Annotated in this window: 7 protein-coding genes; all 7 read left to right on the forward strand. The window is 70.2% G+C overall.

Annotated elements, in window-relative coordinates:
- The first annotated feature begins 55 nt into the window (after positions 1-55).
- Complete coding sequence (locus OHT57_RS41685; protein ID WP_328752141.1) at positions 56-1,870, forward strand: ABC transporter ATP-binding protein; 1,815 nt, start codon at positions 56-58, stop codon at positions 1,868-1,870.
- A gap of 931 nt (positions 1,871-2,801) precedes the next feature.
- On the forward strand, positions 2,802-4,172 hold the full coding sequence (locus OHT57_RS41690) for a sugar transferase (RefSeq protein ID WP_328753481.1): 1,371 nt from the start codon (positions 2,802-2,804) through the stop codon (positions 4,170-4,172).
- Positions 4,173-4,245: 73 nt separating this feature from the next.
- On the forward strand, positions 4,246-5,571 hold the full coding sequence (locus tag OHT57_RS41695) for a nucleotide sugar dehydrogenase (protein WP_328752142.1): 1,326 nt from the start codon (positions 4,246-4,248) through the stop codon (positions 5,569-5,571).
- Positions 5,561-6,829, forward strand: coding sequence for a glycosyltransferase family 4 protein (locus OHT57_RS41700; RefSeq protein ID WP_328752143.1), 1,269 nt, complete (start codon positions 5,561-5,563; stop codon positions 6,827-6,829). The genes OHT57_RS41695 and OHT57_RS41700 overlap by 11 nt, the downstream gene beginning before the upstream one ends.
- Positions 6,826-8,196, forward strand: coding sequence for a Wzz/FepE/Etk N-terminal domain-containing protein (locus OHT57_RS41705; RefSeq protein WP_328752144.1), 1,371 nt, complete (start codon positions 6,826-6,828; stop codon positions 8,194-8,196). The genes OHT57_RS41700 and OHT57_RS41705 overlap by 4 nt, the downstream gene beginning before the upstream one ends.
- On the forward strand, positions 8,193-9,713 hold the full coding sequence (locus OHT57_RS41710) for a Wzz/FepE/Etk N-terminal domain-containing protein (RefSeq protein ID WP_328752145.1): 1,521 nt from the start codon (positions 8,193-8,195) through the stop codon (positions 9,711-9,713). The genes OHT57_RS41705 and OHT57_RS41710 overlap by 4 nt, the downstream gene beginning before the upstream one ends.
- A gap of 3 nt (positions 9,714-9,716) precedes the next feature.
- Positions 9,717-11,642 carry an asparagine synthase (glutamine-hydrolyzing) gene (asnB, locus tag OHT57_RS41715; RefSeq protein ID WP_328752146.1) on the forward strand — a complete coding sequence of 642 codons (1,926 nt, stop codon included), beginning with the start codon at positions 9,717-9,719 and terminating at the stop codon, positions 11,640-11,642.
- The last annotated feature ends 8 nt before the right edge of the window (positions 11,643-11,650 follow it).

An 11,650-nucleotide genomic window follows, 5' to 3' on the forward strand; every position in this document is an offset into this window, starting at 1 on the left:
CGTCACGGGACACTTCCGAACTCGGAACGCAACTCCCCCTACACACAGGGTAAGCATGCAGACGTCAGAGGTACCCAAAGTTCCACCGCGCAGGGGCGCGGTGCTCCTCGCGCTTCGTTACTACGGACGGGAGTTGGCCCGCCTGCGCCGGCTGACCGCGCCCGCCATGCTGCTGTCGGCGCTGGGCAGCACCGGCATCAACTACATCGCGCCGCTGATCGTCGCGAAGCTCGCCGGCGACATCGCCGACGGCGGCGAGTTCACGGTCGGTTCGGCGCTGCCGTACGTCCTCGGATTCGCCGGTGTCCTGCTGCTCGCGGAGTCACTGTGGCGGGTCGCCCTGCACTGTCTGAACCGTCTCGACGCGCTCGGCATCGAGCACCTGTACGTGATCGGGATGGACGAACTGTTCGCCAAGGACGCCACGTTCTTCCACGACAACTTCGCCGGGTCGCTGACCAAGCGCGCCCTGAGCTTCGCCACCCGTTTCGAGCCGTTCGTCGACACCCTGGCCTTCCAGATCGTGGGCAGCCTCGTGCCGCTGCTGTTCGGCTCGGTGGTGCTGTGGCACTACGAACCGCTGCTCGTCGTGGGCCTGTTGGTCATGATCGCGGTGACGGCGCTGTGCGCGGCGCCGCTCATCCGGCGCCGCCAGGGCCTCGTCGCCGAGCGCGAGGCGGCGGTCGCCCGGGTGGCCGGGCACGTCGCCGACAGCCTGATGAACATGGACACGGTCCGGGCCTTCGGTGCCGAGGGACGCGAAGCCGCCGAACACCGCTCCCGCGTCGCGGCCTCACGCAGGCTCACGCTCAGGTCGTGGGACTACGGCAACCTGCGTATCGACACCTTCGTCGCGCCGATGTCCGTGCTGACCAACGCGCTCGGTCTGCTGCTCGCGGTCGGCCTCGGCGGGGGCGAGCACGGCGTGGAGGCCGTCGTGGTCGCCTTCACCTACTACTCCAACGCGACGCGGATCATGTTCGAGTTCAACCAGATCTACCGCCGTCTGGAGAGCTCGATGACGGAGGCCGCGCAGTTCACCGAGCTGCTCCTGACCCCGCCGACCGTGCTCGACCCGCCGTCCCCCGAGCCGCTGCTGCCCGGGGCCGCCGATGTCCGCTTCGAGCGGGTGAACTTCGCCCACGCGGGCGCGGCGCCGCTCTTCGCCGGGCTCGACCTGGTCGTGCCCGGCGGAACCAAGGTCGGTCTCGTCGGACGCTCCGGCGGCGGCAAGACCACACTGGCCCGGCTGCTGCTGCGGATGACGGACATCGACGGCGGCCGGATCATGATCGGCGGCCAGGACATCAGCAGGCTGCGCCAGAGGGACCTGCGCAGCCTGATGGCCTACGTGCCGCAGGACCCGGCGATGTTCCACCGCACGCTCCGCGACAACATCGCCTTCGCCCGGCCGGACGCCACCGACGCCGAGATCCGTCGCGCGGCCGAGGCGGCGCATGTCACGGAGTTCGCCGACGCGCTGCCGGAGGGCTTCGGCACCCTGGTGGGCGAGCGCGGCGTCAAACTGTCCGGCGGCCAGCGCCAGCGTGTCGCGCTGGCCCGGGCGATCCTGCGCGACGCTCCGATCCTGCTGCTCGACGAGGCGACCAGCGCCCTGGACTCGGAGAGCGAACTCCTGGTCCAGGAGGCGCTGTGGCGGCTCATGGAGGGGCGGACGGCGCTCGTGGTCGCGCACCGGCTGAGCACGGTCGCGGGCATGGACCAGCTCGTCGTCCTGGACCGCGGGCGGATCGTCGAGCAGGGCAGCCACCAGGAACTCCTGGCGCTGGACGGCCCGTACGCGAAGCTGTGGCACCACCAGTCGGGCGGGTTCCTCGAAGACGACCCGGTGGAGGCGGAGCTGCGCTGAACGGGGCGCGGAGGCAAGGGGCAGGTGCCCAGGGGCGTCCAGCGCGGGGTGCCGCGCGGACCGGTGGGCAGTGACGCCGACGGTGACGTGGGGCGTCAGCAGGACCGGCGGCCTTGAGCTGCACTGGCGGGAACCTGCCCTGGGTCAAGGGATCGCGGGTTCACATCCTGTCGTCCCGACGGTGCCAAGGGTCTTCGCAGGCGGGAGTCTGCGGGGACCCTCTCGTTTGAGTCACGTCCGGCCTTCGACTGCGCCACCCGGCGGTCACCCCGCGAGATGTCATCCTGCAACCCGAAACCCCGTCTTCGCAGCTAGCGAGACCCGCCTGCGTGGCCGAAGCGTGTGCAGCGGTGACTATTCACACTGTCTTATCTTCAAATCGTAAGCACATATTCCACACACGCCCCCTTGCGGACGGGTCTTGATGGTCTAGATTGACCTTGCTGCCCATGGTGGGACACGGGGCGACAAAGAGTGATCTATGGGTCTGATTGCTGCGGAAACTGAGCAGAAACGTCTCGGCGGCAGGCTCAGGATGATCGATTCTCGGAATCCGAGGGGGGCTTCGGGTGCGGGGGCATTCGAGGTTCAGTGGGTTCCCGATCAGCTCGAGAGTCCGGCGGAACGTGTAAGTCTGCTGTTGTCCAGGTGAGTTCTTTACTCAACCTTGACCTATGCATGTCATGCGCGGGGGGTGGTGCCTCCCGGGTGAACGCAGCGCAGGCGGGGGCCTGCGCGGAACAGTGCGGGAGGCGGGGGCCTCCCGGAGGGGGGGAACGGTGTCTGGCATCCACGTCGTACCACTGGGGACCGGGGGGGTTCTGTGCGGGAGGGGGGAATAGTCAAGCCCTTTCCGTCGGCGCGCGAGCGTCTGACGGAGGGGGCAATAGGCCAGTCGGTGAACGACTGGGAGCAGCGGTACCGCCGTACCGTGATCACCAGCGACACCGTCACCACCGCGTTCGTGCTGGCGGCGATCGGTGAGTTCTTCGGGGCCCGGGACGCGGCCAACTGGCACGAGAAATGGACAATTCTCGCGTTCGGCACCGAGCTGCTGGTGCTGGGAGCGCTTGCGGTGGGCCGGGCGTGGGCACCGGCCGTCCTCGGCCAGGGTGCCGAGGAATTCCGTAGGCTCGGACGTTCACTGTTCGCGGCGACCGTCGTGCTCGCGCTCGGCGGGATCGCCCTCACCTCGAGAAACATCAAGCTCTGGATCTTCGTCGCGATCCCCGCTGTAGCGCTGGTCACCATGACCGCGCGGTATCTGCTCCGCCTCGGACTGCACAGACAGCGCAAGGAAGGGCAGTGTCTGAGACCGGTGCTCGCCGCAGGGAGTCCGGCCACCGTGAGCGACCTGATCAGCCGCACCCGCAAGTTGCCGCACCTCGGGTGGCGGGTGGACGGGGTGTGCACGACGGAAGGTCCCGGGCTCGACGGTGACGAACTGGACGGAGTGCCGGTCGTCGGCCAGCTGACGGACGTCGCCAAGTACGTGGAGCACCACGGCTATCGTGTCGTCGCGCTCACGCCGGACCCGTACTGGACACCGAACCGGCTGCAGCGGCTGGCCTGGAACCTCGAGGGCAGCGAGGCCGAGATGGTCGTGGCCCCGGTGCTGATGGAGGTGGCCGGCCCGCGGCTGCACGTCGACGCCGTGCTCGGAATCCCGCTGCTGCGGGTCAGCATGCCGACGTTCACCGGGGGCCGCCGGGCGATCAAGGCGGTCGCCGACCGGATGGGCTCGGCGATCCTGCTGATCCTGTTCGCGCCGCTGATGCTCCTCGTCGGACTGCTCGTGGTGGCGGACAGCCGGGGCGGGGCGTTCTACCGCCAGCGCAGGGTCGGCAAGGACGGCCGCGAGTTCACCATCCTCAAGTTCCGCACCATGGCCGTCGGGGCCGACCGGGCACGTGCCGAGCTGGCCGACCGCAACGAGGGCGCGGGGCTGCTGTTCAAGATGCGCCAGGATCCGCGGGTGACCCGGGTCGGAACAGCGCTGCGCCGGTACTCGCTCGACGAACTCCCGCAGCTTTTCAACGTACTCATCGGATCGATGTCGCTCGTAGGTCCGCGCCCTCCGCTGCCGGAGGAGTCCGCCTCCTACGGCCCGGACATCCGGCGGCGACTGCTGGTCAAGCCCGGCCTCACCGGCCTGTGGCAGATCAGCGGACGCAGCGACCTGCCGTGGGAGGAGGCCGTCCGCCTCGACCTGCGGTACGTGGAGGACTGGTCGCTCGCCCTGGACGCGGTGATCTTGTGGAAGACGCTGCGCGCGGTGCTCTACGGCCAGGGGGCCTACTGATGTGCGGGGGGTCCCGTCCGGACGGCGGGGAGACAGCAGGCCACAAGGGCCTGACTGGGGGGAGGAACGGGTCATGAGAATCAGCGTGTTCGGGCTCGGCTACGTGGGCTGTGTGTCGGCCGCGTGCCTGGCCGGCATGGGGCACGAGGTCATCGGCGTGGACGTCAACCAGGTGAAGGTCGACCTGGTCAACGACGGCAAGGCCCCGGTGGTCGAGGAGCGGATCGGCGAGCTCACCGCGGAGGTCGTGCGGACGGGAGCGCTGCGCGCCACCACCGACGTCCGTGAGGCGATCATGGACAGCGACGTGTCGCTGATCTGTGTGGGAACCCCGTCGGAGCCCAACGGCAGCCTGTGCACCACGTACTTGGAACGGGTCACCGAGGAGATCGGCGCCGCGCTGGCCGAGCAGGCCAAGCAGGGGAGCCGGCACACCGTGGTGTTCCGGAGCACCATGCTCCCGGGCACCTGCCTGAACCTTCTGGTACCGATCCTGGAGAAGAACGTCGGTGGCACCGCCGGAGTGGACGTCGGGGTCGCGGTCAACCCGGAGTTCCTGCGCGAGGGAACCAGCGTGCGGGACTTCTTCGACCCGCCCAAGACGGTCATCGGCGAGCTCGACCCGGCCAGCGGCGACGTGGTGGCGGCGCTGTACGAGAGCCTGCCCGGCGAGGTGTTCCGGGTTCCGGTCCCGACGGCCGAGGCGATCAAGTACGCGGACAACGCGTTCCACGGCCTCAAGATCGGCTTCGCGAACGAGCTGGGCGCGGTGTGCCAGGCGCTCGGGGTGGACTCGCACCAGGTGATGGACGTGTTCCTGGCCGACCGCAAGCTGAACATCAGTGCCGCCTATCTGCGGCCCGGTTTCGCCTTCGGCGGCTCCTGCCTGCCCAAGGACCTGCGCAGCCTGGTCCACGCGGCGCAGCGGGCCGACGTCTCGGTGCCCATCCTCTCCCACGTGCTGCAATCCAACTCCGACCATCTGCAGCGTGCGGTGGACCTGGTGGAGCGCACCGGTAAGCGCCGGGTGGGCATGTTCGGGCTGTCCTTCAAACCCGGCACCGACGACCTCCGGGAGAGTCCGCTGGTCGAGCTGGCGGAGCGGCTCCACGGCAAGGGGTACGACCTGCGGATCCACGACGCCAACGTGAGCCTCTCCCGGCTGATCGGCGCGAACCGCGAGTACATCGAGACCCGGTTGCCGCACCTCGCGCAGCTGCTCGCCGACTCCGTCGAGGAGGTGCTCGACCATGCCGAGGTGTGCGTGGTCGGGACCAAAGACCCGGCTGTCCTCGCGGCCCTGCCTCACGGCGGCGGCCCGGTGATAGTCGACCTCATCCGTCTTCCCGACGCCGAGACGCGCCGGACCGAACCGGGATACATGGGCCTTGCTTGGTAACGAAGTCAGCGCAGACGGCTCGGGCCGGCGCGCGCTGATCCTGGTGGAGAACCTGTCGGTGCCGTTCGACCGACGGGTGTGGCAGGAGTGCACGACGCTGCGCGACGCGGGCTGGGAGGTGCACGTCATCTGCCCCCGTGGCGAGAAGCGGGACACGGAGCCGGAGGCGTTGATCGACGGGGTGCGGATCCACCGCTACCCGTTGCGCGCCGCCACCGGAGGACCGGCCGGCTATCTGCAGGAGTACGGCTCGGCGCTGTGGCACACGGCCCGGCTCGCCCGCAAGGTCGGCCCGGTCCACGTGGTCCACGCCTGCAACCCGCCCGACCTGCTGTTCCTGTCGGTCCGGCGGCTGAGGCGGCGTGGCGCGCGGTTCGTCTTCGACCAGCACGACCTGGTGCCCGAGCTGTACCTCTCCCGCTTCGACCGCGGCAAGGACCTGCTCTACCGCGCCGTGTGCGCGCTGGAACGGCGGACCTACCGGGCCGCGGACATCGTGCTCGCAACGAACGAGAGCTACCGGGACGTCGCCGTGAGCCGCGGCGGCAAGCGGCCGGAGGACGTCTTCGTGGTGCGCAGCGCGCCCCAGATCGAGCGGTTCCAGCCGGTGCCGCCCGAGGTGGAATTGAAGCGCGGCAAGCCCCATCTGCTGTGCTACCTGGGCGTCATGGGCCCGCAGGACGGCGTCGACTACGCCCTGCGCGCCCTCGCGAAGCTGCGCGACGAGTTCGGGCGGACCGACTGGCACGCGGTGTTCATCGGCTCCGGCGACGCCTTCGACGCGATGGTGGAGCTGTCCCGGGAGCTCGGTCTCACCGAGCAGGTGCAGTTCACCGGGCGCATCCCGGACGCCGACCTGGTGCGCTACCTGTCCACAGCGGACGTGTGCCTGTCTCCCGACCCGCGCAATCCGCTCAACGACGTGTCGACCATGAACAAGGTCCTGGAGTACATGGCGATGGGCCGGCCGATCGTCTCCTTCGACCTGAAGGAGGCGCGTGTTTCCGCCGGTGAGGCCGCCGTCTACGCGCCCGCCAACGACGAGGCCCAATTCGCCGGGCTCATCACGCAGTTGCTGGACGATCCGGACAAACGGGCCCGGATGGGCAAGATCGGCCAGGAACGAATAGGCGGGCAGCTGTCCTGGCGCAACTCGCAGGAATCGCTGCTCGCCGCCTACGCCGCCGCGTGCCGGGACCGCAATGCGGTCCCGGCGGGCGGTCCGGTGCGCACGAGGAAGAAGAGGCAGCGCAGTTGAACGATGACACCATCCGCCTTGTCACAATTGGGCGGATACTCCGGCGGCGGTGGCGGCTTCTGGCCGTCCTCGCCGTGGTGGGCGCACTGTTCGGTTACGGCACCTCGGTGCTGGTGTTCCCGCCGAGATACACCGCGTCGGCACCGGTACTGCTGCCAGGGGTGTGGGAGGAGCGAGAGCTGCTCACCCAGGTCGACATCGTCACCAGTCTGACCGTGGTCGACCGTACGGCCGACGCTCTGCACTGGTCCGACGTCAGCCGCTCCGAGTTGCAGGACGACGTGAGCGCCACGGCCGCCGACGGGAACATCATCACGATCTCGGGTACGGCCGACACCCCGGAGCGCGCGCAGCGGCTCGCTGACGGGGTGGCCCAGCAGTTCGTGCAGTTCGCCGCGCAGGTCGCGGGCAGCGGCACCGACGCCTCGGTGGCCACGCAGACCGAGGCGCTGCGCAAGCAGGTGGCGGAGACCGACCGGCGCATCTCCGAGCTGGCCGAGGCGGCCGATCCGGGACAGACCGTGGAGAGCGTGCAGTCCCGCACGGCGCTCGAGAACCTGCGCACCTCGCTGGAGGCGGCCATGAAGAAGCTGGAAGAGGCCGACCCGTCGACCAGCAAGTCAGGCATGGTCGTCATGGGGCAGGCCGCCCGGCCCACCGGTGAGGCGCCGCCGACGAGGATTCAACTCATCGTCGGCGGGGCGCTGGTGTTCTTCCTGCTCGCGGTCGTCGGCCATCTCGTCGCCGCACGGATGAACCGCCGACTGCGCACCGAACCCGAGATCGCCGCGGCACTGGGCTCGACACCGCTCGGCGCCGTGGACGTGCCCGGTGAATGGCCCGCGCGCGGGCCGGAAGGCGGGGGCCGGCGAGCCCGGATCCGGCGACTCCTCGGCACCGACACCCGATGGGACGAACCGGCCCTGCAGAAGTCCGGCGACGAGGCCGGCAGACGGCTCCGTTACCGGCGGGTGTGTGCCCGCCTCCGGGAGCAGTTGCCGGCTCCCCGGCGGCTGCTGGTCGTCGTACCGGACGGCGACGAGATCGCCCGCCGGGCCGTGGGGCAGCTACTCGCCGAGGCCAAGAACGATCCGTTGCTGCGGGTGGTGGAGGTGTCGGTGGACCGGCCGGTCGTGCCGGACCGAGGGACGGAGAACGGTGCGGTGGTGGTCCTCAGTGCGAACAGCTGGACCGCGGAGGAGCTCGCCGGCATCGCCGAGGCGTGCGCGGGCGGCCGGCACGACATCGTCGGCGTCGTCGTCGCAGGCCCGGTCCAGGCCCGCCCCGCGCGCCCTGCCGCCGATCTGCCGGACGACGCCACTCTGACGTTCGCGGTTCCCGGCCGCGCGACGGGAGGTCGGGCGTGACGACGAACACGACTTCACCGGAGTCGGCCGCCACCCCGCTCCTGGACCTTCAGGCGCTGGTGGTGGCGGTGCGCAGGCGCCGTCGCCTGTGGTGCGCCATGGCGGTCCTGGGCTTCCTGGCCGGCGTGGCAGTGGCGGTCCTGATGCCGCCGCCGCCGAGCGCGATGACCAAGGTGCTGGTCGCCCATGCGGAGGACCAGCCGAACGACACCGGAACGCTGATCCGCACCGACGTCGCGCTGCTGCAGACCACGCGCATCGCCGACGCGGCCCTGAAGTCCCTCAAGTCCCCGGAGAAACCCGAGGACTTCATGAAGGACTACCGGGGCACCGGCCTGACCAACAACCTGCTGCAGATCGACGTGACCGGCGAAGACGACGCGCAGGCGGTGGCCCGGGCCAAAGCGCTGGCCGACGCCTTCGTCGCGGACCACGTGCAGCGTATGAAGGCAACCGCGCTGGCCGAGTCCAAGGCCCTGCTCGCCCAGCGGGACCGTACGCGCGGCGAGCTCGCCACGGTCAACAAGCAGATCAACGAGCGATCCGCGGCCGGCGATACGACGGGGGCGGCGAGCCTCGAGTCGCTCTACGCCCGCCGGGCCGAACTCAACTCGCGGATCTCCGACTTCGACGAGCGCGCCGCCGATGCCCGCACCGGCACGCCCGCGGTCATCGCCGGCACGCAGATCGTGGACAGCCCGAGCGCGGTACGGCACTCCCTGCCCAAGGCCGCTGCCACCGACGCCGGGATCGGGCTCGTCCTCGGACTCTTCCTCGGGCTCGCGCTGGCCGCGGTCGGCGTGGTGGTCGCGGACCGCCCCGTACTGCGCCGGGACATCGCAGCGAACCTGGGTGCCTCGGTCATCTCGGAGCTGCCCCGCCGGTCGGGCCGGCCGTGGCAGCGCCGACGGACCCGGCTGGCACGCGAACGGCTCACCGCGTCCCTGGCCCGCACCGCGCGCGGCTCCGCGGAACCACTGTCGCTGCTGGAACTGGGCTGTGCGCGCAGCACGAGCGCGATCGCCCTGAACGTTGCCAGGGCACTGGCGGCCGACGGGCCCGTGGTCGTCGTCGACGGTCTACCGGGTTCGGAGCTCTCCCGCCACCGCCCGAAGCCGGGGGACCCCACCGTGGTCAGCGGCCGACAGGCCACGACGGTGCCGGACCACGGGCGCCTGCTCGGCGTCGGCTCGGTGGCACCAGGCACCGCGTGGACCGACCTCCAGTACCTCGGTACCCACACCGTGCTCGTCGTGCGTGCCGGGCACGGCAGCGCCGCATGGCTGCACACCGTGGCGCGGCAGCTCGCGGACCAGCGCATCGCGGTGGTCGGCGTGGTGCTGATCGACCCCGATCCGCGGGACCGGACCGACGGCACCCTCTGGGACGGGCTGCACATCGCACTGCGGGGGCACAGCGAGCGGACGGCCCGGCAGAACGGGACCGGACAGGTGAAGACGGAGCGACAGCCGATGTGGGCCGCACGAGTCCCGGACAGCGACCAGGAGGTGCGGTAGGACATGTGTGGCATCGCAGGTACTTACCGATGGCCGGACGGCAAGATCGTGACCGACCGGCTCACCGACACCCTCGCCCACCGCGGCCCGGACGGGTCGGGCCGCTACGGCCACCCCGTCGGTGACGGCGAGGTTCAGCTCGGGCACCGCCGGCTGTCCATCATCGACCTGTCCGAGACCGGCGCCCAGCCGATGGTCAAGGACAGCCTCGTCCTGACGTACAACGGCGAGCTGTACAACGCGCCAGAACTGCGGGCCGAGTTGGAGGCCGCCGGGGTGCGCTTCCGCGGTACCTCCGACACCGAGGTGCTGCTCGAGGCCTGGCGGCGCTGGGGCACGGACTGCCTGCCCCGGCTGCGCGGCATGTTCGCGTTCGCCATCTTCGACGAGCGCACCGGCGAACTGGTGCTGGTCCGGGACCAGTTGGGCATCAAGCCGCTGTTCCTGCTCCGTCGCGGTGAGGGCCTGGTCTTCGCCTCCGAGCTGAAGGCACTCGCCGCCGCCACCGGCGGCAAGCTGGAGGTGGACCATGCGGCACTGGTGGCCTCCCTCCTCTATTACTGGGTGCCGGACTCGCGGTGCGCGTTCCGCGAGGCGGAGAAGCTGCCACCGGGGAGCTGGCTGCGGTGCCGGCCCGACGGCCGGGTGGAGCGCGGCCGGTACTGGAATCTGAAGGACGTCGCCGCCGAGGGCCAGGAACGCGCCCGGGCCGGTGAACGACCGGACCTGGCCGCCATCGTCGAGGAGTCGACCCGGCGGCACCTGCTCTCCGATGTCCCCGTGGCGACCTTCCTGTCCGGCGGCCTCGACTCGAGCTGGCTGACCGCCCTTGCGGCCCGCCATCAGCCGGGGATCTCCGCCTACACGATCGGGTTTCGCGCCGAGGACGCCAGGTTCGAGGCCATGCCCGACGACCTGCGCTACGCCCGGCAGGTGGCCGAGCGGTTCGGCGTCGACCTCCACGAGATCGAGATCGCCCCGAACGTGCTCGACCTGCTGCCGCAGATGACGTACCACCTGGATGAGCCGATCGGCGACCCTGCGGCGATCAACACCTTCCTGATCTGCGAGGCGGCCCGGAAGGCCGGGGTCAAGGTGATGCTCTCGGGGATGGGCGCCGACGAGCTGTTCGCCGGGTACCGCAAGCACCTGGCCAACCTGATCGCGCTGCGCTACCAGCGCGTCCCGCGGCCGCTGCGGCGCGGAGTGTCCGCGGCCGTGGACCGGCTGCCGGTCGCCACCTCCCGCCGTGGGTTCCGGTCGGTGCGCTTCGCCAAGCGGTTCCTGTCCTTCGCCGAACTGCCGGAGGAGACCGCCTTCCGGCGCAGCTACACCATGTACGACCAGGACGAGCTGCTCGCCCTGCTTGATCCGGACCTGGCCGGGACGGTCGACGACGTACTGACCGAACATCAGGACGTCTATCAGGACAACGACCTCGACGACTTCGTCAACCGCATGTGCCTGACCGATTCCCGGATGTTCCTGCCGGGCCTGAACCTCACGTACACGGACCGCTCCAGCATGGCGGCTTCGACCGAGGTACGGACGCCGTACGTGGACGTCGAGGTGGTCAAGGCGGCGTTCGCCGTGCCGGGCGACCGCAAGATCGTCGGACGGCAGGGCAAGGCCGTTCTCAAGGAGGCGGCCACCTCGATCCTGCCGCGGGAGATCGCGTACCGGCCCAAAGGCCTGTTCAGCGCCCCGCTGCGGGCCTGGATGAGCCGGGACCTGGCACCGCTGGTGCGCGAGGTGGTCAACGACGGCGAGCTCGTCCGCTCCGGGATCCTGCGCCGCGACGCGCTGGCGCGGATGGTCGCCGCGGACGCCGCCGGGCAGCAGGACTTCTCCAAGCATCTGTGGCATGTGCTGACTCTCGAGTACTGGTACCGCAATGCGACCTCCGGGTCCGGCCAGAGCACTCGGTAAACGTCTTA

It is taken from the genome of Streptomyces sp. NBC_00285 (genome assembly GCF_036174265.1).
Lineage (GTDB): Bacteria > Actinomycetota > Actinomycetes > Streptomycetales > Streptomycetaceae > Streptomyces.

Bases quoted from the DNA above. Each gene is read 5' to 3' on its own strand.
- OHT57_RS41685 (WP_328752141.1), top strand. From the start codon at position 56: ATGCAGACGTCAGAGGTACCCAAAGTTCCACCGCGCAGGGGCGCGGTG.
- OHT57_RS41695 (WP_328752142.1), top strand. From the start codon at position 4,246: ATGAGAATCAGCGTGTTCGGGCTCGGCTACGTGGGCTGTGTGTCGGCC.
- asnB (WP_328752146.1), top strand. From the start codon at position 9,717: ATGTGTGGCATCGCAGGTACTTACCGATGGCCGGACGGCAAGATCGTG.